This window comes from Kutzneria sp. NPDC052558 (assembly GCF_044547355.1).
In the GTDB taxonomy this organism is placed as follows: domain Bacteria; phylum Actinomycetota; class Actinomycetes; order Mycobacteriales; family Pseudonocardiaceae; genus Kutzneria.
In genome coordinates this window covers 75,379-97,491 of record NZ_JBIUAG010000035.1, presented here as the reverse complement: position 1 = coordinate 97,491, position 22,113 = coordinate 75,379, and the positions used below count along the sequence as shown (strand labels likewise).

Below are 22,113 nucleotides of genomic sequence, written 5' to 3'. Positions count from 1 at the left end.
CCCCGCGGGTGTCCCGCCCGAGGAACTCAGGACACCGTCCGTAGAGTTGTCACAGGTGGAACGGCCCGGGCGGGCCGCGACCCGATACGCCGACCGCAACCGTAGGAGCGTGCCCCGTGGCAAACCGGCCTCCCGTCGGACTACCCACGCTGTCCCGACGCAGCCGCATCCTGATCGTCGTCGGCGTGATCGTGCTGATCGGGCTGATCCTGAGCTCCCGGGTGCTGTCGACCTACATCGACTGGCTCTGGTACGGCGAGGTCGGCTTCCAGTCGGTGTTCACCACGAAGCTGCTCACCCAGGTGGTGCTGTTCCTGGCCGTCGGCCTGATCGTCGGCGGCGTGGTGTGGGCCAACCTGCTGCTGGCCTACCGCACCCGCCCGGTGTTCGTGCCGCTGTCCGGCCCGGACGACCCGGTGTCGCGCTACCGCATGGTCATCAGCCGCCGGCTCAAGCTGTTCGGCCTGGGCATCCCGGGCGTGATCGGCTTCCTGTCCGCGGTCACCGCGGTCAACGACTGGCAGCAGGCCCAGCTGTTCCTGCACGGCACCAGCTTCGGCAAGACCGACCCCATCTTCAACATCGACGTCGGCTTCTTCGTGTTCACCCTGCCGTTCTACGAGTGGGTGCTGAACTGGCTGTTCGTCGCGGCCGCGCTGTCCTTCTTCGCCGCGCTGATCACCCACTACCTGTACGGCGCCATCCGGCTGGCCGGCCGCGGCGGCCAGCTGTCCGGGCCGGCCCGCATCCAGCTGTCGGTGATCGCCGGCGTCTTCGTCCTGTTCAAGGCGGTCGCCTACTACTTCGACCGCTACGACCTGCTGTTCTCGCAGAGCAACCAGCAGGCCTTCGGGGCCAACTACACCGCCCTCAACGCGGTCATGCCGGCCAAGCTGATCCTGCTGTGCATCGCCGTGTTCTGCGCGGCCGCCTTCTTCGCCGGCGCGTTCCTGCGCAACCTGCAACTGCCGGCCATCGCCACCGCGCTGCTGGTGCTGTCCAGCCTGCTGATCGGCGTGGCCTGGCCCGCGGTCCTCCAGCAGTTCTCGGTCGCGCCCAACGCCAACGAGAAGGAGGCCGTGCCGATCTCGTACAACATCGCGGCCACCACGGACGCCTTCGGGCTGGGCAGCGACAAGGTCACGTACAAGGACTACAGCAACCAGCCCACCGCGACCGCCGACCAGATCAAGTCGGACGTGCCGACGGTGTCCAACGTGCGGCTGCTCGACCCCAGCGTGCTCTACCAGACGTTCAAGCAGTTCAAGCAGGGCCGCAACTTCTACGACTTCCCGCCCAAGCTGGACATCGACCGCTACACGGTCAACGGGGTCACCAGCGACTACATCGTCGCCGCCCGCGAGATGAACACCAACGGGCTGGCCGACAGCCAGAAGAACTGGATCAACGAGCACCTGGTCTACACCCACGGCAACGGCTTCGTGGCGGCCAAGGCCAGCACCGTCAACTCCCAGGGCTACCCCGACTTCACCGTCAGCGAGCTCAACACCGACGGCAAGGTCGCCGAGGGCGCGATCAACGTGACGCAGCCTCGCATCTACTACGGCGAGCTGCAGGGCGACACCGGCGACTACGTGATCGTCGGCGGGCCCGACGGGCAGAACCCCGGCCAGGGCCAGGAATACGACACCGACGTCACCAAGTACACCTACCAGGGCAGCGGCGGCGTCTCCATCGGCAACTGGTTCAACCGCCTGGTGTTCGCGGCGTACTACGGCGAGCGGAACATCCTGTTCAACTCGGCCATCACCGACAACTCGAAGATCATGTACTACCGGGACCCGGCCGACCGCGTGAAGAACGTCGCGCCCTGGCTGACCCTCGACAGCGACCCGTACCCCGCGGTCGTCAACGGCAACATCGAGTGGATCATCGACGGGTACACCACGCTCACCAACTACCCGTACTCGCAGCAGACCCAGCTCGGCGACGCCACCTCCGACTCGCTCAACGCCAACGGAACCGGGCCGCGCCAGCCCAACCAGGGCGTCGGCTACATCCGCAACTCGGTCAAGGCCACAGTGGACGCCTACACCGGACAGGTGAAGCTCTACTCGGTCGACGACACCGACCCCGTGCTCAAGGCGTGGGAAGCGGTCTACCCCGGCACCGTGCTGCCCAGCAGCGACATCAGCCCCGAACTGCGCGCCCACTTCCGGTACCCGGAAGACCTGTTCAAGGTCCAGCGAGGACTGCTCGCGAAGTACCACGTCACCACGCCGCAGAACTTCTTCTCCAGCGTCGGCTTCTGGAGCGTGCCCAGCGACCCCACCGCGGTCGACAACCCCACCAGCACGCAGGCCATCCAGCAGCAGACCTCGCCGCAGCCGCCCTACTACGTGATGTCCGGCAACCCCGTCCAAGGCGGCGCCGGCACCGCCAGCTTCCAGCTGACCAGCCCGCTGGTGTTCCTCGGCCGAGACTTCATGTCCGCCTACGTCTCCGTGGCATCCGACCCAGGACCCAACTACGGCAAGATAACCGTGCTCAAACTGCCGACCGACACGCAGACACCGGGTCCCAAGCAGATGCAGACCCAGTTCATCACCACCAACGGCAACCAGCTCAACCTGTTCCGACAGCAGACAACCAACATCAAATACGGCAACCTGCTGACGCTGCCCGTCGGCGGCGGCCTGCTCTACGTCGAACCCGTGTACGTCGAACAAAGCCAGGCCAGCAACTCGCAGACGTCCTACCCACAGCTGTCCCGGGTGCTCGTCAGCTACAACAACGGCATCGGCTTCGCCAACACCTTCACCGACGCGCTCAACCAAGCCCTCAGCGGCACCACCACCGGCGGCGGCGCCGGCAACACCGGCGGCAACACCACCACCAGCCCCACCACCACAACCGGGCAACCCACCAGCCCCGACATGGCCAAGGCCGTCGCCGACATCCAAGCCGCCCTCGCCGCCATCAAGGCCGCCCAACAGAGCGGCGACTTCCAAGCCCTCGGCAACGCCTACAAAGCCCTCGACGACGCCACCAAGGAGTTCACCGCCGCCGGCGGCAGCACCCCCACCAGCAGCAACCCGCCACCCAGCACCGGCGGACGATGACCTCCGTCACGTGAGCGACACCTGATTTGCATCCAGCGGCAACCACCCCGTATAGTTCCTATTACCGACGCGGGGTGGAGCAGCTCGGTAGCTCGCTGGGCTCATAACCCAGAGGTCGCAGGTTCAAATCCTGTCCCCGCTACAAATCCGGGAGATCCCTGTGCTGTAAGACAGCACAGGGATTTTTCGCTTTTACACTGGGGCTCCCGCCCCAGACCCCGAGGCAGGGCGGGCTTCGCCCCCCTGCACCCCCCCGGCCGGGCTCCGGCTTCGCTTCGCTCGCCGTCGCCCGGGGCTTCGCTTCGCTCGCCTGCGGGTCGGGCGTTGCTTCGCTCGCCCTGAGGGAGGGTCGGCTTCGCTTCGCTCGCCTGGGGGTCGGCTTCGCTTCGCTCGCCTGGTGTGTGTGGGCTTGCTGCGGTCGCCCTGGTTTGGGGGGTGGTTGCTGGGTCTGGTGGTGCTGGGTTGGTATTGGGGCTGGTCAGGTGGGGTGGTGGGGGGCGATTTGTAAATGGTTGGACGGGTCGGCTAGAGTAGTAAACATCAAGACACCGACGCGGGGTGGAGCAGCTCGGTAGCTCGCTGGGCTCATAACCCAGAGGTCGCAGGTTCAAATCCTGTCCCCGCTACAAATCTGGGAGATCCCTGTCTGCGAAAAGCGCAGACAGGGATTTTTCGCTTTTACACTGGGGCTCCCGCCCCAGACCCCGAGGCAGGGCGGGCTTCGCCCCCCTGCACCCCCCGGCCGGGCTCCGGCTTCGCTTCGCTCGCCGTCGCCCGGGGCTTCGCTTCGCTCGCCTGCGGGTCGGGCGTTGCTTCGCTCGCCCTGGCGTGGGGGGCGTTGCTGCGCAGGCCGGGTGGGGGTGTTGGTGGGGGAAAAAGGGTGCGCCGGGGGTGGCCGGCGCACGGGGGGAAAATTCTCAGCTCATGTTTTCTACCCAGAAGTGGGCGCAGGCCACGGAGCAGACACGGCCCTCGCCGGTGACTTTGCGGTGTTTGCGGATCTGCTTGCCGCACACCACGCACTCGTCCTTGCCGGCCTGGCCGGGAATGCCCCCTGAGGCCCAAGCACGGGCGTTCTTCACGACCTTGTGCTCCATCCACTTCATGCCCACAGGTGCACCTCCGCCCATCACCTCCGGTGGACAGCCGCCCACCCGCGGTGATGGTCCCGTGACAAAGGCGAAGCCCGAAGAGGGCAAGGCCAACTCCACCGATTCGGAGGATGATCGGAACACCAGGATGGGCGTACGAGGCTACGAGGGGTGACGTTCCAACCCGATCGGGGACACCGGAACACCGCAATCCTGGGGCGGAGAGCCACCTGTGGTGTGCGTCACGATGGGTCGGAACCCCGAAGGGCGGCAAGCCACAGGGCCAAGGCGGCGGTGATGAGGGTTGCGCCGAGCCAACTCCAGACGCCGCCGCCGTCCAGGAAAGCCCACAGGAAGCCGATCAAGGGAGCCGGGACGATCAGGACGGCGTCGGCCCGGAGTTGGGGGAGCAGGCCGGAGGTGGTCGCCGTGCGTGCGCGGACGGAGTCGTCGACCACCGAGGGATTGTCGACGCGGCGGCCGTGAGGGTCGTCGTGGCGGACCCGGCCGGAGGGGTAGAGAACGGTGTCGTCGATGCGGGCGGCGACGAGGCGGCTGCGGTGGGGGTCGCCGAAGAAGGTGATGGTGGTGGGCGTGGGGAGGGTGACGAGGGCCGGCTCGAAGTAGACGGGGACCCAGCGGCGCGGGATGTCCTCGGTCTCCAACCATGAGCGGGCCAAGAGGCCGGACTGGATGCGGACGCGGCGGACGGGGACCTGGACCGCCCCCCGGCGGGTCAGGCCCAGGCGGGAGAGAAAGCGGACCAGCGTGACGAGGAGCATGACGACGGCGGTGATGGCGATGAACAGGAGCTCGCCGCTGGAGCGGTCGGCGGCGATGAGGGCCGCGGCGCCGGGGATGACGGCGTGCGAGGGATTCGCCGGGTCGTAGCCGACGGGCACGGTGGCGCCGACGGCGGGCGGGGTGGCGTCCAGCTCGACGGTGGCCTGGGCCGGGGCAGCAGCGGGCGGGGTCCACGTGATGGTGGCGGTTTCCGCATCGTGGCCGACGGCGACGACACGGGCCTGCCCGCGGGCGGTGAGCGGGGCCAGCTCGGCCCGGGCCGAGGAGAGGGTGAGGGCCGAGAAAGCGGCCACAGCGCCGCAGACGACCAGGACAAGGGCCACGGCGGCCAGGCAGTGGCGTACAGCGCGCGTCCGAAAGCCCATGAGGTGACATCCTGCCCAGCCCGCCATCCGTAGGTTCCCGCAGGGTGGGAAACGCGCAAGACTCGGCACGCGCCCTCATAGGGTGGCGAACTGGGAACTGGGGGCTTCAAGGGGAAGGCATGCTCGTGAGTAGAACGCCACGCGCGCTGCTCGCGGTCGCCGTTACGGCAACCGCGTCCGCGCTGCTGTTGTCGGCCTGTGGGGGATCGGCCGGTTCCTCCGCGCCGCCGCCCACCAAGCAGATCGGACAGAACGACACCAACCCGACGCCACGGGACCAGGTGAAGGACGGCGGCATCCTCCAGTGGGGTGTGCAGGCCTATCCGGCGAACTTCAACATGCTGGCCATCGACGCCAGCAGCGGCGACATCCCGCCGGTCGTCCAGTCCTTCGAGCCGACGCCGGCGATCGCCGACGCCTCCGGGACCTGGGGCCCGAACCCGGACTACGTCGAGTCGTTCAAGCTGATCTCCAACGACCCGCAGAAGGCCGAGTACAAGCTCAACCCCAAGGCCAAGTGGAGCGACGGCACGCCCATCACCTGGGAGGACTACAAGTCCCAGTGGCAGGCGCTCAACGGCAAGAACACCGCCTACCAGCCGCTGAGCACGGCCGGCTACGCGAGCATCTCCGACATCAGCAAGGGCAGTGACGACTACGACTTCACCGTCACCTACAGCCCCAAGCTGGCCGAGTGGGCCAACCTGTTCAACGTGCTCTACCCCAAGTCGATGACCTCCAGCCCGGAGGAGTTCAACCACGGCTGGGTCGACGCGCCCAAGGTCACCGCCGGGCCGTTCAAGGTCAGCAACCTGGACAAGACCGGCAACAACGTGACGGTCGTGCCCGACCCGAACTGGTGGGGCGACAAGCCCAAGCTGGACAAGATCGTCTTCAAGTACTACTCCAGCGCCACCGTCGAGGTGGACGGCCTGGCCAGCGGGGCCTTCGACTTCGCGAGCGTGGCGTCCAACATCGACGCCTACAAGCGCACCTCGACCATGAAGAACGTGACCCTGCGGCGGGCCAACCTGCCCAACTACCGCGAGATCGTGTTCAACGGGGCCGGCAACTCCATCCTCAACGACCAGAAGCTGCGGGTCGCGATCATCAAGGGCATCGACCGCGACCCGATCGCCAAGGCCGAGATCAGCCAGCTGATCCCGAACGCGCAGCCGCTGGGCAACCACATCTTCCTGCCGGGCTTCCCCGGCTACCAGGACAACTCGGCCGGCTACCTCTACAACCCGGACGAGGCCAAGAAGGAGCTCGACGCCGACGGCTGGACGCTGGCCCCCGGGGCCAAGGTCCGCAGCAAGAACGGCAAGCAGCTGACCATCCGCGACGCCATCCCGGCCGGCGTGAAGTCGGGGCTGGACGAGGCCCAGCTGGTGCAGCAGCAGCTCGCGGCGATCGGCGTCGACCTGCAGATCGTGCAGGACGACCCGAACACCTTCTTCGACGAGCACATCACGCCCGGCGACTTCGACATCGCCAACTTCGCGCAGATGGGCGACAGCGCGCCGCCGGTGAACAACGCCCAGAGCTGGTTCACCACCGGCGACCAGGCGCTGGGCAACTCCGGCCGGATCGGCGACGCCAGCATCAACAAGCTGCTCGACCAGGCGTCCTCCGAACTGGACCAGACCAAGCGCTACGCCCTGCTCAACGAGGTGGACAAGCAGGTGTGGGCGCTGGGCCACTCGCTGCCGCTCTACCAGCGGCCCTCCATCGTGGCCGTGCGCAACGGCCTGGCCAACTTCGGCAACTCGGGCCTGGCCAACTACCGCTACCAGGACATCGGCTGGGCCAAGTAATTCCCCAGGTCAGCGCGGGGCGGCGGGGCCAAGACAGCGAGCCGACAGCGGCATTGTGTGTCATGGACAGCGCCGGGACGCGGCGGCACGTCGCCCCGCACTGACTACTGGGGGTCGGTGCGGTGTGGTCACTGAGCCCCCGTCCCGGCCCTTGACGTAAGCAGGGCTCGGATTCGCCGACAGACAGCACAGCGCCCGGCCGGGAGAACCCGGCCGGGCGCTTGTCGGTGAAGCGACTACGACTTGGTGAAGCCGATGGCGGCGTAGTCGATCGGGTTGGTGGCGAAGCCCATCGCGCCGTAGTTGGCGACGTTCTTCTTGGTGGCCGTGGCCCCCGGCACCTGGTACAGCGGCAGCTCGCCGGCGATGTCCCAGAGCTGCTTGTCGATGGCGTTGACCGCGTCGACCCGCTTCTGGTCGTCCAGCTCGGCCACGGCCTTGTCGAAGGCGTCGTTGATGGCCTCGCTGCCGACGTGCCCGAAGTTCTGCTGCACGTTGGCCGGGTTCTGCAGGTCGATCGAGTAGGCGCCCTTCTGGCCCGAGGCCGGCGAGCTGCCGGCGATCCAGCGGAAGGTCGTCAGGTCGAAGTTGCCGACGTTGATGTACTTCGAGAAGAAGTCGGCGGTGGGCACCGCGTTGATGGTGACCTTGATGCCGACCTGGGCCAGCTGCTGCTGGAGGATCTTGCCGGTGTCGTCGGAGGCCGGCGTGCTTGAGCTGACGTAGGTCAGGTCCAGCTCCTTGCCGTCCTTGGCCCGGAACTGGCCGCTCTGCTTCCAGCCCAGGTCGTCCAGGGCCTTCTTGGCCGCGTCCACGCTGAACTTCACGTCACCGGAGTTGTCCTTGTACTCCTTGGTGCCCTGGGCGAAGATGTGGTTGCCCAGCAGCGGCGGGTTGGGCGTGATCTTGCCGATCTCGGCGTTGGCGATGGACTGCCGGTCGACCGCGAGGAACACGGCCTGGCGCAGCTTCTGGTCGGCCAGCAGCCGGTCCTTGCCGCCGTTGAGCGTCAGGTGCACGGTGTCCGGCGCCAGGGCCTGGTGCAGCGTGACGTTCGGCATGGCCTTGTAGCGGGTGATGGCGTCCAGCAGCGCGTTGGTGTCGGCCACGTCGATCGCGCCCGAGGCCATCGCGTCCGGCATCGACGGACGGGTCAGCACCTTGAACAGGATGCTGTCCAGGTGGGCCGGCTTGCCCCACCAGTTCGGGTCCTTCACGACCTCGACGGTCTTGGCCGTCTGGTCGATCTTGCCGATCTTGAACGCGTTGGCGGTGATCTTCGGCTCGTCCACCCAGCCCGAGTTGAACTCCTTCGGGTCGGAGTTCAACTCCTTCGGGTACAGCGGGCTGAACAGCGACTTCCACTCACCGAACGGCTTGGAGAAGGTGATCTTGACGTCGAGGTCGTCCGAGCCGCGCTCGACGTTCGAGATGTCCTCGTAGCCGGTGGTGCTGTTGGGCTGGTAGTCCTTGTTGGTGCCGTTCTGGGCCTTCCACTGCCACTGGAAGTCCTCCCAGGAGAAGGCCCGGCCGTTGGACCACTTGGCCTTGGGGTTGATCTTGAACTCGAGCACCTGCGGGGTGGTGGACACCACGTCCGCCGAGGTCAGGTAGTTCGTGTTCACGTTGAGCGTGCCGTCGGCGGCCTCGGTGAACATCCACGGCATGATCGTGTTGGACATCCGGGCGCTGGCGACGTCGTTGCCGTCGACCTCGTTCTGGTTCCAGTTCGCGGACGGCGAGTCGATGGCGAACTGGAGCGTGCCGCCGTCCTTGATGTTGCTGTCCGGCTGCGGGTTGATGTCGTTGACGCCGGCCTTGGTGTCGGCCTGGGGCAGCTGGCCGCCGCCCCCACCCCCGCCGCAGGCGCTCAGCGCGAGCGCCGCCGCGAGGACCGGCGCCGCCAGCGCCAGCACCTTCCTTCTGCCCATCGAACTGACCTCCGTTGTTACTCGGTACCGATGCGACCTCGTCGATCGGATGGCCTGCCCCCACGGTGACGGCCGGTGGCCCGGCGCGCACCTTGGGTGAAATCTCCCCCTTCGCGACGCTGGCCCGGCGACTCGCGGTCGCCGGGCCAGGCCGTCACGAAATCCCGTGTCTGCTCACTTCAGAAAGCCGATGTCGACGTAGTCCACCGGGTTCACGGCGAAGCCGAAGGCGCCGAAATTGGCCAGGGTGTCGCGCACGGCGTACGCGCCGGGCACCTGGTAGGTGGGCAGGATGTGCCCCTCCTTCCAGATCTCGGTGTCGGCCTGCTGGATCAGATCCGTGCGCTTGGTCTCGTCCAGCTCGGCGCCGGCCTCGTCGAGCAGCTTGTTGATGGTGTCGTTGCCGATCGCGCTGTAGTTGGACTGGGTGTTGCCCGGGGTGTAGTAGAACGTCGACGCGTTGGACGACAGCGGCTGCGCCTGGGCGACGAAGCGGTACAGCACCACGTCGTAGGCGCCGCGGTTGACGTAGTTGCTGAACAGCTCGGCCACCGGCACGCTGTTGAGCTTCGCGTCGACCCCGATGGCCTTCATCTGGGCCTGCACCAGGTTGAACACGGCGGTGCTGGTCGGGTTGCCGGCGTCGACCACGTAGTTGAGGGCGAGCTCCTTGCCGTCCTTGGCCCGGAACGCGCCGTTCTGCTTCCAGCCCAGCTCGTCCAGCTTCTTCTTGGCCGCCTCCGCGTCGAACTTGATCGGCGCGGAGTTGTCCTGGTAGCTCTTGCTGCCCTTGACGAAGAAGTGGTTGCCCAGCGGCGTCGGGTCGGCGCTGATCGGGCCGAGCAGGGCCTTGGCGATGGCCTGGGTGTCCACCCCCTGCTCCACCGCCACCCGGGTGGCCTGGTCGTGCAGGGCCGAGCCCTCGGAGCCGTTGAAGTCCAACAGGTTGTACTGGGACTCGGTGGACTGCCGGATCGTCACGCCGGACAGCGCCTTGGCCCGCTGGTACAGGTTGACGTTGGAGCCGATGGCGTAGAAGTCGATCGCCCCGCTGGCCAGCGCGTCCGGCAGGGCGTCCCGGCCGACCACCTTGAACAGGATCTGGTCCAGGTGCGGCTTCTGGCCCCACCAGGCGGGATCCGGCACCTCGGCCACCGTCTTGGCGGTCAGGTCGATCTTGCCGATCGTGAACGGGCCGGCGGTGATCTTCGGCCCGTCCACCCAGCCCTTGTTGAACTCGTCGGCGCTGACGCCGAGCTCCTTGGGGATCAGCGGGGAGAACAGGCTCTGCCACTCACCGAACGGCTTGGCGAAGGTGACCTTCACGTCCTGGTCGTCGGCCCCGCGCTGGACGTCGCCGATGTTCTCCAGGCCGGTGGTGCTGTTGCACTGGAAGGCGGTGTCCTTGCCGTTGCAGTCCTTCCACAGGGCCTGGAAGTCCTCCCAGGAGATGGCCCGGCCGTTGGACCACTTCGCCTTCGGGTTGATCTTGTACTCGACCACCTGCGGACTGGTCGAGACCAGGTCGGCCGAGACCAGGTAGTCCTTGTTCAGCTCCAGCGTGTTGTCGGCCTTGGCCACGAACAGCCACGGCAGCATGGCGTTGATCATCACCGGCGTGCCCTGCGTGTTGCCGTCGGCCTGCCAGAAGTTCCAGTTGTCCGACAACGCGTCCAGCGGCCACTGCAGGATGCCGCCCTGCTTGATCTTGTCCGACGGCTGCGGATTGATGTCGTTGTGCCCGGCGGCCGACGCGTCGGACTTGAGCGTGCCCCCGCCGGAGTTCCCGCCGCCGCAGGCCGTGGCCACCAGCGCGGCCACGGCCAGCGCCCCCAGTAGCTTTCGGTTCATCGTGATCAGACCACCTGTTTCGTCCGGGCGAAATGACAGGCCACCTCGTGGTCGTCGCCCTGGGACTCGCGGGGCGGCTCCACCTCGACGCACTTGCTCTTGTCCGAATCGGACAGTGTGGCGTGCAGGAAGCAGCGGGACCGGAATCGGCAGCCGCTGGGCGGATTGGCCGGGCTGGGCAGGTCGCCGGACAGGATGATGCGCTCGCGCTGGCGCTCCTTGACCGGGTCGGGGATCGGGATGGCCGACAGCAGGGCCTGGGTGTAGGGGTGGCTGGGCGCGCCGAACACCGAGTCCACGTCGCCGATCTCGATGATCTTGCCCAGGTACATCACCGCCACCCGGTCGGCGATGTGCCGCACCACCGACAGGTCGTGCGCGACGAACAGGTAGGACAGGCCCAGCTCGGCCTTCAGCTTGTCCAGCAGGTTGATCACGCCGGCCTGGATGGACACGTCCAGCGCCGACACCGGCTCGTCCAGCACCAGCAACTTGGGCTCAAGCGCCAGCGCCCGGGCGATGCCGATGCGCTGCCGCTGCCCGCCGGAGAACTCGGCCGGGTAGCGGTCGGCGTGCTCGGCCCGCAGGCCGACCAGGCCCAGCAGCTCCGGAATTCGCTTGCGGATGTGCGTAGTGTCGAAACCGTGCACCTGCATGGGTTCGGCCAGCACGTCGCCGATCGGCATCCGAGGATCCAAGGAGGCCAACGGATCCTGGAACACGACCTGCATGTCCCGGCGGATCGCCTTGCGCCCCTTGCTATCCAGAGTGGACACGTCCTTGCCGAGCACCGAGATGCTGCCGCCGGCCGGCCGCTCAAGGCCGAGGATCTGCATCAGCGTGGTGGTCTTGCCGCAGCCGGACTCGCCGACCAGGCCGAGCGTCTCCTGCTCGCGCACCTCGAAGCTGACGCCGTCCACCGCGTGCACGGTGCCGACCTTGCGCTTGAGCACCACGCCCTTGGTCACCGAGAAGTGCTTGACCAGCGAGTCCACCGCCAGCACGGTCGGGCGCTCGGTCCGCGGCCGCAGCGCCGCCTTGGGCTCCTCGACCAGCTCCGCGCCGAACACCTCCACCGCGGCCTCGATCGCCGCCGCGTTGCTGGCGTCGACGCCGTCGATCTCCTCGACCGCGGCCTCGGTGGCGGCCAGCTCGGCGCTGCGGATGCAGGCCGCGCGGTGACCGCTGGTGCTGTCCACTTCGGACAGTTCCGGCTCCTCGGTCAGGCAGTCGTCGACGGCCATCGGGCAGCGCGGCGCGAACGGGCAGCCGGTCGGCAGGTCCACCAGCGACGGCGGCTGGCCGGAGATCGGCACCAGCGGCAGCTTCTCGGCCGCGTCCAGCCGGGGCAGCGAGCCCAGCAGGCCGAGCGTGTAGGGCATGCGCGGCTGCTGGTAGACCTCGTTGACGTGGCCGGACTCCACGGCCCTGCCGGCGTACATCACCATCAGCCGGTCGGCGAAGCCGGCGACCACGCCCAGGTCGTGGGTGATGATCACGATGCCGGCCCCGGTCACCTCCTTGGCCGTCTTGAGCACCTCGAGCACCTGCGCCTGCACGGTCACGTCCAGCGCGGTGGTCGGCTCGTCGGCGATGATCAGGTCCGGGTCGTTGGCGATGGCCATGGCGATCACCGCGCGCTGGCGCATGCCGCCGGAGAACTCGTGCGGGAACGCCTTGGAGCGCGCCGAGGCGTTCGGGATGCCGACCAGGTCCAGCAGCTCCACCGAGCGGTTGGCCGCGGCCTGCCTGGTCAGCCGGCCCTTGCCGTGGATGAGCAGCGCCTCCGCGATCTGGTCGCCCACGGTGTACACCGGCGTCAGCGCGGACAGCGGGTCCTGGAAGACCATGGAGATCCGGCGGCCCCGGATCTTCGACAGCTGCACATCGGAAAGCCCTAGCAGCTGCTGGCCCTGGAAGCGGATGGAACCGGTGATCCGTGCCTGTTCGGGCAACAGCCCCATGACCGCCAGCGAGGACACCGACTTGCCGGAGCCGGACTCGCCGACGATGCCCAGCACCTCGCCCCGCGACACCTGGTAGGTCAGCCCGCGCACCGCGTGCACCCGGCCGGCCTCACTGGGGAAGGACACGTCGAGGTCGCTGACCTCCAGCACGGGACCGGCTTCCGCGCCGGTGAGCAGCCCCTCGTCCAGCGCGATCTCCGAGGAACTCATGCCAGCTTGTCCTTTCGCTTCTCCCGGCGGCGAGCGCGGGTCGCCGTCGGGTCCAGCGCGTCGCGCAGGCCGTCGCCGACCACGGCGACCGACAGCAGAGTGATGATCAGCAGCACCGCGGGCGCGTAGAACAGCCACGGGAAGGTCAGCGCGGACCCGGTGCCGGTGGCGATCAGCGTGCCCAGCGAGACGTCGGGCGGCTGCACGCCGAAACCGAAGTAGCTCAGGCCGGACTCCTGGAGCACCGCGCTACCCACGTTGATCGTCGCGTCCACGATCAGCAGCGAGGACATGTTCGGCACGATGTGCTTGAAGATGGTGCGCCACGGCGACTGCCCCATGAACCGGGCGGCGCTCACGTACTCCCGGGTCTTCAGGGTCAGCGTCATGCCGCGCACGATCCGGGCGGTGATCATCCACTGGAACAGCACCAGCAGCACCACCAGGATCAGCCAGCTCGATCCCTTGAACAGCGGGCTGGCGATGGAGATGATCAGGAACGACGGCAGCACCAGCAGCAGGTCGACGATCCACATCAGGGCCCGGTCGGTCACACCGCCGAAAAAGCCCGCCGCCGCGCCGACCACGGCCGACAACGCGGTCGAGATCACGCCCACCAGCAGGCCGATCGTCAGCGACTTCTGCAGTCCGCGCATGCAGGCCACGAACATGTCGGTGCCGATGTTGTCGGTGCCGAACCAGTGGGTCAGCGACGGCGGGTCGTAGGTGAGGCTCGTGTCGTGGAACTCGTAGCTGTACGGGGAGAACAGCGGATAGCTGAAGGCCACCAGGTACAGCAGGACGATCACGATGATGCCGCCCAGCGCCCAGCGGTTGCGCATGAAGCGGCGGCGCACCAGGGCGCCGCGGGAGACCGGCCGGCTCGGCGCGGCCTCGGCCGTCGCGGCCGGATTCACAGTTGTGCTCATGAACTCTTGCCCCCTACACCCGGATCCGCGGGTCGAGCAGCGCGTACAGCACATCGGACAGCCAGCCGGACAACAGCACGCAGACCGCCACGAACAACGTCACCGTGGCGGTCACGTTGGTGTCCTGGTCGTTGATGCCCTGCACCAGCCAGGCGCCCATGCCCTGCCAGTTGAAGATGCTCTCGGTGAACACGCCGCCCACCACCAGCAGGCCGAAACCGAAGGCGAACAACGTGGCCATCGGGATCAGCGCGGTGCGCAGGCCGTGCTTGAAGAACGCGCGCCGCCGGGTCAGGCCCTTGGCCTGGGCGGTGCGCAGGAAGTCGCTGCCCAGCACGTCCAGCATCGCGCTGCGCTGATAGCGGCTGTAGTAGGCGATCTGGCCCAGGACGATGGTCACCGTCGGCACGATCAGGAAGCGCAACCGCTCGTCGAAGGCGGCCAGCCAGCCGGCGTCCGCGTCGAGCGTTCCGCTGTACTCCCCGGTGAACTGGAGCCATTCGCTGCCGGTGGCGTTGTTGATCGCCTGCGCCACCTGCTTCACCAGCGGCCCGAGCACCAGCACCGGAGTCGCCAGGATCACATAGGAGAAGAAAGTCGATATGTAGTCGAAGAGCTTGTACTGCCGGACCGCGCTGCCCACGCCGATCAGCACGCCCAGCGCGATGCCGATGGTGATGCCCAGCAGGAACAGCCGAAGGCTCACGCCGACCCGGCGCCACAGCTCGTCGGTGATCTTGTGGTCGGTGGTGGTCTGGCCGAAGTCCCCGCGCAGCACGCCTTCGCCCCAGGTCAGAAAGCGCAGCGGGATCGGCTGATCCAGGTGCAGCTCCACCCGCTTGGCCTCGATGGTCGCGGCCGGCGGCGGCGGGTTGTGCTGCCTGAGCAGGCTCAACGGGTCGAACGAGATCGAGGACAGCGTGAAGGACAGGAATGTCGCCACCACGCAGAGCACGATGTAATTGATCAGTCGGCGAACCAGGAAGCCGAACATCGGCTAGCTCCTCCCAACGGCGGAACGGATCCGCGCCCGTCGTTGGCAGGATGAGGATGTGGTGGTCGGAGCGGTCACCCGGGGGATTCTGCGGCTTACCCCCAGTGCCCCGCCACCCTCCACCAGCCGGATTCTTGCGCCGATTGGGTAACGAAGCGCGCGTTCGCTGCTCCGGACGGCGCAACGGCAAGGCCATTCGGTGATCAGCCACTGTGGACTGAACGGCAGACCATTGTGGACAGCCGCTCGTTGCCGTGGCACCGTAGTGGTGTGTCTGAACTGAACGCAACTGCCGCTGCACTGCTCGGATTGCTGCACGACGGTCCCAAGACCGGCGGGCAGCTGGTCACGGCGGCCGGTGAGCGCTTCGGCGCGTTCTTCAGCGTGACCCGCAGCCAGGTCTACCGGGAGCTGCCGGCGCTGGCCGAGCAGGGCCTGCTCAAGTTGGGCAAGCAGGGCCCGCGCTCCAGCCAGCAGTACGTGATCACCGCTGCCGGCAAGAAGGCCTTCAAGACCTGGCTGACCACCGAACCCGGACCCGACCACCTGCGCTCGCCGCTGATCCTGCGGCTCGTGCACGCCAGCTCGCTGACGCCCAAGCAGCGCGCCGGTCTGGTCGAGTCGGCCAAGGTGGTCTACGGGGCGGAGCAGGAGACCCACCGGTCGGCCGCCAAGACGGCGGAGGACCCGTACGCCAAGGCGGTCGCCGAGTTCGCGCTGGCCCACGCCAAGGCCGTGCTGAAGCTCCTGGAGAGCATCCCCACGAGCTGAGGCCGAGATTGAGGAGGCGTGTGTCCGCGGAAAGCGCGGACCACGTCGCCTCAGCTCGGTGCCTTGTGGGGGCCCGGCCCCCACGCCCCCACGCCGGGGGCAAGCCCCCGGACCCCCATGCGGGTGCCGGCGCGGTGGACCCCGAACGCGCCGGGTTACTCCTAACTGACGTAATCTTGTTTGTTGTGAACCCGGACGTCGAAGCCGACCTCAAGGAACTTTCCGCGACTCTCGCCAGCGTCGAGGCCGTCATGGACCTGGACAAGCTGCGCGCGGACATCGAGCGCCTGGAGGCCGAGGCGGCCCGTCCGGACCTGTGGGACGACGCCGAGAAGGCGCAGCAGGTCACCAGCCAGCTGTCGCACAAGCAGGGTGAGCTGCGCCGCGTCAGCGGCGTGCGGCAGCGCCTCGACGACGTCTCCGTGCTCTATGAGCTGGCCGAGGACGCCGACGACGCCGACAGCGTGGCCGAGGCCGACGCCGAGCGGGCCAAGCTCCGCGAGGACATCGACCAGCTCGAGGTCCGCACCCTGCTGTCCGGCGAGTACGACGAGCGCCAGGCCCTGGTCACCGTCCGGTCCGAGGCCGGCGGCGTGGACGCGGCCGACTTCGCCGAGATGCTGATGCGCATGTACCTGCGCTGGGCCGAGCGGCACGGCTACCCGACCGAGGTCTACGACACCTCCTACGCCGAAGAGGCGGGCATCAAGTCGGCGACCTTCCAGGTCAAGGCCCCCTACGCCTACGGAACGCTGTCGGTCGAGCAGGGCACGCACCGCCTGGTGCGCATCTCGCCGTTCGACAACCAGGGCCGCCGCCAGACCTCCTTCGCCGGGGTCGAGGTGGTGCCGGTGGTCGAGCAGACCGACCACGTCGACATCGACGAGAAGGACCTGCGGGTCGACGTCTACCGCTCCTCCGGCCCCGGCGGCCAGGGCGTCAACACCACCGACTCGGCGGTCCGGCTGACCCACATCCCCACCGGCATCGTGGTCTCCTGCCAGAACGAGCGCTCCCAGCTCCAGAACAAGGCCTCGGCCATGGCCGTGCTCCAGGCCAAGCTGCTGGAGCGCCGCCGCCAGGAGGAGCAGGCCAAGATCAACGCGCTCAAGGGCGACGGCGGCTCCAGCTGGGGCAACCAGATGCGCTCCTACGTGCTGCACCCGTACCAGATGGTCAAGGACCTGCGCACCGAGTTCGAGGTGAGCAACCCCACCGCGGTGCTCGACGGCGACATCGACGGTTTCCTGGAGGCCGGCATCCGGTGGCGGCGCAGCTCCGGACAGTGAGCGAATGCCCGATATTCGTTAAATCGGCGTGAGGTAAACCTGTCAAAACCTCACCCGGACGGGGCTAGATGTCGACGGGATAACGGTCGCGGGTACGCTCCCCAACCGTGATCCGGCTCGAACACGTCAGCAAGGTCTACAAGACCTCCACCCGGCCCGCGCTCGACAACGTCAGTGTCGAGATGGGCAAGGGCGAGTTCGTGTTCCTCATCGGCCCGTCCGGCTCGGGGAAGTCGACCTTCCTTCGACTGCTGTTGCGCGAAGAGGTGCCCAGCAAGGGGCGCGTCTACGTGTCCAACTTCGACGTGGCCAAGATGGCCCGGCGCCGCGTGCCCCGGCTGCGCCAGTCCATCGGCTGCGTCTTCCAGGACTTCCGGCTGCTGCCGACCAAGACGGTCGCCGAGAACGTCGCCTTCGCCCTTGAGGTCATCGGCAAGCCCCGGCACACCATCCAGAAGGTCGTGCCCGAAGTCCTCCAGCTGGTCGGCCTGGACGGCAAGGCCGACCGGATGCCCACGGAGCTGTCCGGCGGCGAGCAGCAGCGGGTGGCCATCGCCCGCGCTTTCGTCAACCGGCCGTTGGTGCTCATCGCCGACGAGCCCACCGGAAACCTGGACCCGGACACCAGCCAGGACATCATGCTGCTGCTGGAGCGGATCAACCGCACCGGCACCACGGTGTTGATGGCCACGCACGACCACTCCATCGTCGACTCCATGCGGCGGCGGGTGGTCGAGCTCGACCACGGCAGGGTCATCCGCGACGACGCCAGGGGCGTCTACGGAATCGGCCGCTAGCCACCGCCGCGCCCGTCCCCCGCGGGCGCTCGAGAATCCCCGAGCCAAGGAACGTCAACCCCGATGCGTGCCAGTTTCGTCTTCAGCGAAGTGATCACCGGGCTGCGCCGGAACATCACGATGACCATCGCGATGATCCTGACCACGGCGATCTCGCTCGGCCTGCTCGGCGGTGGTCTGCTCATCGTCCGCATGATCGACAAGATGCAGCTGATCTACTCCGACAAGGTGCAGGTCATGGTGAGCCTCACCGACGACATCAGCGCCAACGACAAGAACTGCTCGTCGTCGATCTGCGCCGACCTCCAGCGCCAGCTCCAGGGCTCGAGCAACGTCGAGACGGTCACCTTCCAGAACCGGGACCAGAGCTTCCAGCGCTTCCAGCAGCTGTTCCAGGCCGAGCCGGAGCTGCTGCGGCTGACCCGGCCCGAGTCGCTGCCGGCGACCCTTCAGGTCAAGCTGACCGATCCGAGCAAGGCCGACGTGCTGGTCAAGGCGTTCACCGGCAAGCCGGGCGTGAAGACCGTCGACGACCAGGGCGTGTTCCTCCAGCGCTTCTTCGGCATCCTCGACAGCGTCCGGTACGCGGTGTTCCTGATCGCCCTGGTCCAGGCGGCGGCGGCGGTGCTGCTGATATCCAACACGATCCAGGTGTCGGCGTTCACCCGTCGGGTCGAGGTCGGCATCATGCGCCTGGTCGGCGCCACCCGCTGGTACACGCAGCTGCCGTTCCTCATCGAGGCCGTGGTCGCCGGCATCATCGGCTCCATCCTCGGCATCGTCGGGCTGGGCGCGGCCAAGGTGTTCTTCCTGGACAGCGCCCTGTCCGGACCGATCGCCTCCGGCGTGCTGCCCCGGCTGGACCTGCTGGACGTGGTGGCCATCTCGCCGATCCTGCTCGGGGTCGCCGTGGTCATCTCGGCCATCACCGGCTACATCACCCTGCGGCTGTACGTGCGGCTGTAGTAACCGGTTGTCGCCCGGACGTAAAATCAGACCATGCCCAAGGAACAGGGCCGCAAGGCCATCGCGACCAACCGCAAGGCGCGCCACGACTACTCCATCGTGGACACCTATGAGTGCGGTGTCGTTCTCATGGGCACCGAGGTGAAGAGCCTGCGGGCGGGGCGGGCGTCCCTTGTGGACGCCTTCGCCACCGTCGACGACGGCGAGGTCTGGCTGCGCGGGCTGCACATCACCGAGTACGAGATGGGCACGTGGACCAACCACGAGCCGCGCCGCAACCGGAAGCTGTTGCTGCACAAGGCCGAGATCCTCAAGCTCATCGGCAAGACCAAGGAGAGCGGCCTGAGCCTGGTGCCGCTGTCGATGTACTTCAAGGACGGCAAGGTCAAGGTCGAGCTGGCCCTGGCCAAGGGCAAGAAGACCTGGGACAAGCGCCAGTCGCTGGCCAAACGGGACGCCGAGCGCGAGACCCAGCGCGCCGTGGGCCGCTGGGCCAAGGGCCGCCGGGATTGAGCTCGGACGAGGACGTGACGCCGGCCGGTGGGGACATCCCGCCGGCCGGCGTCGTCGATTCACCCGCCGGGGACAGCGAGATCGCCGGGTGGGTCGAGTCGTTGGGACTGGCCGGGATCGTCGACCTGCACGTGCACTTCCTGCCCACCCGGGTGATGGACGAGGTGTGGGCCTAGTTCGACCAGGCGACCGTCCACTATGGAGTGGCGTGGCCGATCCACTGCCGACTGCCCGAGGCCGAACGGCTGGCCGTGCTGAAGTCGTTCGGGGTAAAGGGTTTCGCGCCGCTGGTGTACCCGGAGCTCGGTGTGCGAAGGCGCATGTCCAGGTCGGCTCCTACGACTACGCGACCCAGCTGTGGGCCATCGCGTCGTGGGAGCTCGGCGACGAATTCCTGCGGCGGGTCCTGCACGACACGCCGGCCCGGCCGCTCGGCCTGTAGGCGGCTCGGCGTGAAGAAGCCCCCGTCCGGTGTAGACCTGGGGGTGAACGGGGGCCTCCGCTGGGGCCGCCCGATGCGGGAGTGGACGGCCTCACTGTGAAGGACAGGTTTCCCGGCCAACTCTGACGCGCCGCCGCCAGGTTCACTCGAATGGACTAGTCGAGGTGTGATCCGTCCGGCAGGTGGGTAAGGATTCCGCAAATACCCCGGTTGTTGGATGATGTGACCGTGGGATCGATGGTGTTTGCGCTGGTGGCGGCGCTGGGATACGGACTGAGCGACTTCGTCGGCGGACTCGCCTCCCGCCGCACCCACGTCCTGCGCGTAGTGCTGCTCACCTACCCCGTCGGCCTCGCCGGCCTCCTGCTCGTCGCCCCCATCACCGGCGGCCACCTGGGCGGATACGACCTGCTCATCGCCATGATCGGCGGCGCCGCCAACGGCCTGGCCATCATCTGGTTCTACAGCGCGCTCGCCGCCGGGCCCATGAACGTCGTCAGCCCCCTCACCGCGCTCCTCGTCGCCGGCCTGCCACTGATCTTCGGGCTCGTCACCGGCGAACAACTCGGCGCCATCGCCATCGGCGGCGCCCTGCTCGCCGTGATCGCCGTCATCCTCGTCAGCCGCGAAGAACGCACCGCCGTCGACGAAGCCGGCCCCGTCCGCTTCACCGCCCGCGTCGGCTGGCTCACCATCGGCTCCGGCGCCGCCTTCGCCCTCTACTTCGTGCTGCTCGACCGGCTCCCCCACGACAGCGGCCTCTGGCCCCTCGTCGTCTCCCGCGGCACCGCCACCGCCCTCGTCCTCGCCGCCGCCATCGCCGCCGGCCAATTCCGCATGCCGGAACGCTCCGCCGTCGCCCTCTCCCTCACCGCCGGCCTGCTCGACGCCGTCTGCAACACCGCGTTCCTACTCGCCCTGCGCACCGGCCTACTCGCCATCGTCAGCGTCCTGACCTCGCTCTACCCCGCCGCCACCGTGCTCATGGCCCGCCTCGTCCTCGGCGAACGCACCGGCCGCGTCCAACGCCTCGGCCTCGCCCTCGCCGCCATCTCCGTCACCCTCATCGCCGGCGGCTCCGCCCTCGCCTGAACCGGGATGAACCCGAAGCCCGGAGACGTTATGCTTACCGGTGACAGACCCACGACCAGGGGGTGAACGGTTTCGACTTTGTGCGTTGAGTCAGGGGAAGCGTGTAGGTGCAGGCGAGAGACCACCTTGAGCGTCGCCGCAAAAAAATAAGCGCCAAGACTAACAGCCGCGCTGACTTCGCTCTCGCTGCCTGAGCAGCCTGAGTGAGTCTGTCGGCCCGGGAGCGCCTCCGACCCGGTAGCCGGCATCAGCTAGGAGGCTCAACCGCAGAACCCGGTCGCGGGGGACTGCGGGACAACCACAGCGACTGGGCCCGTCACACCGTCTCGTCCGCGTGAACGGTGGGGCCGAGCAGAGACACAGCGGACTGCACACGGAGAAGCCCTGATGAGGCGACAGAGGACCCGGGTTCGATTCCCGGCACCTCCACTATGTTTCACAACCCGAACACGGGACGTTTTGGACACGAGCCAGCGGCTCGTGTCCTTTTCGTTACATGGAGCGTGTGGCTCAACCCACCGAACTGGCACACGCTGGGACCGCAACGTGTGCGGCTCCTGGAGGAGGTCTGGCCTGTTCGGCGGCTGGGTGACCTGCCCGCAGCGCCGCCTTGTTGATCTTGCCGACCGCGTTCTTCGGGATGGTGTCGAGAACGATCAGCGCTGTCGGTCTCTTGTAGCCGCTGTCTGCGTCGAGGTGCTGACATCGACATCGCCGGTGTGCAGCCAGCCGTTGACGACGGCCCGGACGGTGTCGTTCGGTCGGCCGAGGTAGCCGCGCATGACGTTGAGGCCTCTGACGACGAATTCACCGTCCATGCCGGACTCAACGGCGACGCCGTTCGCGTCGAAGACCCGGATTTCCTGCCCTGGGAAAGCGATCCCGGCGGTCCGGGCGCGCCGGGGGCCGGCGATGGGATTGATGGTCGAGGCGCAGGTTCCATCGGACAGCCCATAACCCTCGATGAGCGGAAACCCGTACCGGGTCTGGAACCGGGCCAGTAGCTTGGGCGGGGCGGGCGCCGCGCCGCAGATCCCGAACCGCAGGGACGAGGTGTCCGGCCGCATGCCGGCGGGTAGCGCCGTGAGCATGGTGTAGATCGTTGGCACCGCGCTGAATTAGGTGGGGCGGTGCTGCTCGACGACGTCGAGAAGGTCTGCGGGTGGAGCCGGTAAGCGATGACGACGCTGGCCTCGGCGAG

16 protein-coding genes, 2 tRNA genes, 1 other RNA gene and 1 pseudogene are annotated in these 22,113 nt (G+C 67.7%); 12 read left to right on the top strand and 8 right to left on the bottom strand.

The genetic code is table 11. The annotated features are described in order from the left end of the window. Nucleotides 1-116: 116 nt before the first annotated feature. From ACIG5F_RS40685 to ACIG5F_RS40675, 3 genes are all read left to right on the top strand, one after another. Nucleotides 117-3,083, top strand: coding sequence for a UPF0182 family protein (locus tag ACIG5F_RS40685; protein ID WP_396525463.1), 2,967 nt, complete (start codon nt 117-119; stop codon nt 3,081-3,083). 68 nt (nt 3,084-3,151) lie between these two features. Then, nucleotides 3,152-3,225, top strand: a tRNA-Met gene (locus tag ACIG5F_RS40680). Nucleotides 3,226-3,635: 410 nt separating this feature from the next. Next, a tRNA-Met gene (locus tag ACIG5F_RS40675) sits at nt 3,636-3,709 on the top strand. Nucleotides 3,710-4,000: 291 nt separating this feature from the next. Here the strand turns inward: ACIG5F_RS40675 and ACIG5F_RS40670 are convergent. Next, nucleotides 4,001-4,189, bottom strand: a complete 189-nt coding sequence (locus ACIG5F_RS40670) for a hypothetical protein (protein WP_396525461.1) — start codon at nt 4,187-4,189, stop codon at nt 4,001-4,003. A gap of 227 nt (nt 4,190-4,416) precedes the next feature. Then, nucleotides 4,417-5,343 (bottom strand): hypothetical protein, encoded by a 927-nt coding sequence (locus tag ACIG5F_RS40665; RefSeq protein WP_396525460.1) that lies wholly within the window; start codon nt 5,341-5,343, stop codon nt 4,417-4,419. A gap of 119 nt (nt 5,344-5,462) precedes the next feature. On the opposite strand from ACIG5F_RS40665, the gene ACIG5F_RS40660 reads away from it, so the two are divergent. Then, a complete protein-coding gene (locus ACIG5F_RS40660; protein ID WP_396525458.1) occupies nt 5,463-7,160 on the top strand; it encodes an ABC transporter family substrate-binding protein in 1,698 nt (565 codons plus the stop codon). Between the two features lie 236 nt (nt 7,161-7,396). On the opposite strand, the gene ACIG5F_RS40655 is transcribed toward ACIG5F_RS40660, so the two are convergent. The 5 genes from ACIG5F_RS40655 to ACIG5F_RS40635 form a co-directional block, all read right to left on the bottom strand. Next, entirely contained in the window at nt 7,397-9,091 is a 1,695-nt protein-coding gene (locus ACIG5F_RS40655; RefSeq protein ID WP_396525456.1) for an ABC transporter family substrate-binding protein, read from the bottom strand. A gap of 174 nt (nt 9,092-9,265) precedes the next feature. After that, the gene (locus ACIG5F_RS40650) at nt 9,266-10,942 is read right to left on the bottom strand and encodes an ABC transporter family substrate-binding protein (protein ID WP_396525454.1); all 1,677 of its coding nucleotides are present in this window, start codon (nt 10,940-10,942) and stop codon (nt 9,266-9,268) included. A 5-nt stretch (nt 10,943-10,947) separates the two neighbouring features. Then, nucleotides 10,948-13,119, bottom strand: coding sequence for a dipeptide ABC transporter ATP-binding protein (locus ACIG5F_RS40645; protein WP_396525452.1), 2,172 nt, complete (start codon nt 13,117-13,119; stop codon nt 10,948-10,950). Then, nucleotides 13,116-14,048 (bottom strand): ABC transporter permease, encoded by a 933-nt coding sequence (locus tag ACIG5F_RS40640; protein ID WP_396525450.1) that lies wholly within the window; start codon nt 14,046-14,048, stop codon nt 13,116-13,118. The genes ACIG5F_RS40645 and ACIG5F_RS40640 overlap by 4 nt, the downstream gene beginning before the upstream one ends. A gap of 13 nt (nt 14,049-14,061) precedes the next feature. After that, nucleotides 14,062-15,042 carry an ABC transporter permease gene (locus tag ACIG5F_RS40635; RefSeq protein ID WP_396525449.1) on the bottom strand — a complete coding sequence of 327 codons (981 nt, stop codon included), beginning with the start codon at nt 15,040-15,042 and terminating at the stop codon, nt 14,062-14,064. A 270-nt stretch (nt 15,043-15,312) separates the two neighbouring features. Between ACIG5F_RS40635 and ACIG5F_RS40630 the strand changes: the two genes are divergently transcribed. The 8 genes and pseudogenes from ACIG5F_RS40630 (at nt 15,313) to ssrA (ending at nt 21,344) form a co-directional block, all read left to right on the top strand. Next, entirely contained in the window at nt 15,313-15,813 is a 501-nt protein-coding gene (locus ACIG5F_RS40630) for a PadR family transcriptional regulator (protein WP_211763540.1), read from the top strand. Nucleotides 15,814-15,998: 185 nt separating this feature from the next. Next, nucleotides 15,999-17,102 carry a peptide chain release factor 2 gene (gene prfB, locus ACIG5F_RS40625; protein WP_396525447.1) on the top strand — a complete coding sequence of 368 codons (1,104 nt, stop codon included), beginning with the start codon at nt 15,999-16,001 and terminating at the stop codon, nt 17,100-17,102. Between the two features lie 107 nt (nt 17,103-17,209). After that, the gene (ftsE, locus tag ACIG5F_RS40620; protein ID WP_211763538.1) at nt 17,210-17,899 is read left to right on the top strand and encodes a cell division ATP-binding protein FtsE; all 690 of its coding nucleotides are present in this window, start codon (nt 17,210-17,212) and stop codon (nt 17,897-17,899) included. Nucleotides 17,900-17,962: 63 nt separating this feature from the next. Beyond that, nucleotides 17,963-18,865 carry a permease-like cell division protein FtsX gene (ftsX, locus tag ACIG5F_RS40615; RefSeq protein ID WP_396525445.1) on the top strand — a complete coding sequence of 301 codons (903 nt, stop codon included), beginning with the start codon at nt 17,963-17,965 and terminating at the stop codon, nt 18,863-18,865. Nucleotides 18,866-18,898: 33 nt separating this feature from the next. Beyond that, a complete protein-coding gene (gene smpB / locus ACIG5F_RS40610; protein ID WP_396525443.1) occupies nt 18,899-19,378 on the top strand; it encodes an SsrA-binding protein SmpB in 480 nt (159 codons plus the stop codon). Between the two features lie 35 nt (nt 19,379-19,413). Then, a pseudogene (locus ACIG5F_RS40605) lies at nt 19,414-19,677 on the top strand (amidohydrolase); the annotation flags it as partial. A 380-nt stretch (nt 19,678-20,057) separates the two neighbouring features. Then, nucleotides 20,058-20,912, top strand: coding sequence for an EamA family transporter (locus ACIG5F_RS40600; RefSeq protein ID WP_396525441.1), 855 nt, complete (start codon nt 20,058-20,060; stop codon nt 20,910-20,912). Nucleotides 20,913-20,970: 58 nt separating this feature from the next. Continuing rightward, nucleotides 20,971-21,344: a transfer-messenger RNA gene (ssrA, locus tag ACIG5F_RS40595) on the top strand. 224 nt (nt 21,345-21,568) lie between these two features. Here ssrA and ACIG5F_RS40590 read toward each other — a convergent pair. Continuing rightward, on the bottom strand, nt 21,569-22,021 hold the full coding sequence (locus ACIG5F_RS40590; RefSeq protein WP_396525439.1) for an AMP-binding protein: 453 nt from the start codon (nt 22,019-22,021) through the stop codon (nt 21,569-21,571). Nucleotides 22,022-22,113 lie beyond the last annotated feature (92 nt).

Excerpts from the sequence above, each read along its gene's own strand:
- ACIG5F_RS40670 (WP_396525461.1), bottom strand. The coding sequence starts at position 4,189 with ATGAAGTGGATGGAGCACAAGGTCGTGAAGAACGCCCGTGCTTGGGCC.
- ACIG5F_RS40665 (WP_396525460.1), bottom strand. The coding sequence starts at position 5,343 with ATGGGCTTTCGGACGCGCGCTGTACGCCACTGCCTGGCCGCCGTGGCC.
- ACIG5F_RS40660 (WP_396525458.1), top strand. The coding sequence starts at position 5,463 with ATGCTCGTGAGTAGAACGCCACGCGCGCTGCTCGCGGTCGCCGTTACG.
- ACIG5F_RS40655 (WP_396525456.1), bottom strand. The coding sequence starts at position 9,091 with ATGGGCAGAAGGAAGGTGCTGGCGCTGGCGGCGCCGGTCCTCGCGGCG.
- ACIG5F_RS40650 (WP_396525454.1), bottom strand. The coding sequence starts at position 10,942 with ATGAACCGAAAGCTACTGGGGGCGCTGGCCGTGGCCGCGCTGGTGGCC.
- ACIG5F_RS40645 (WP_396525452.1), bottom strand. The coding sequence starts at position 13,119 with ATGAGTTCCTCGGAGATCGCGCTGGACGAGGGGCTGCTCACCGGCGCG.
- ACIG5F_RS40640 (WP_396525450.1), bottom strand. The coding sequence starts at position 14,048 with ATGAGCACAACTGTGAATCCGGCCGCGACGGCCGAGGCCGCGCCGAGC.
- ACIG5F_RS40635 (WP_396525449.1), bottom strand. The coding sequence starts at position 15,042 with ATGTTCGGCTTCCTGGTTCGCCGACTGATCAATTACATCGTGCTCTGC.
- ftsX (WP_396525445.1), top strand. The coding sequence starts at position 17,963 with ATGCGTGCCAGTTTCGTCTTCAGCGAAGTGATCACCGGGCTGCGCCGG.
- smpB (WP_396525443.1), top strand. The coding sequence starts at position 18,899 with ATGCCCAAGGAACAGGGCCGCAAGGCCATCGCGACCAACCGCAAGGCG.
- ACIG5F_RS40600 (WP_396525441.1), top strand. The coding sequence starts at position 20,058 with ATGGTGTTTGCGCTGGTGGCGGCGCTGGGATACGGACTGAGCGACTTC.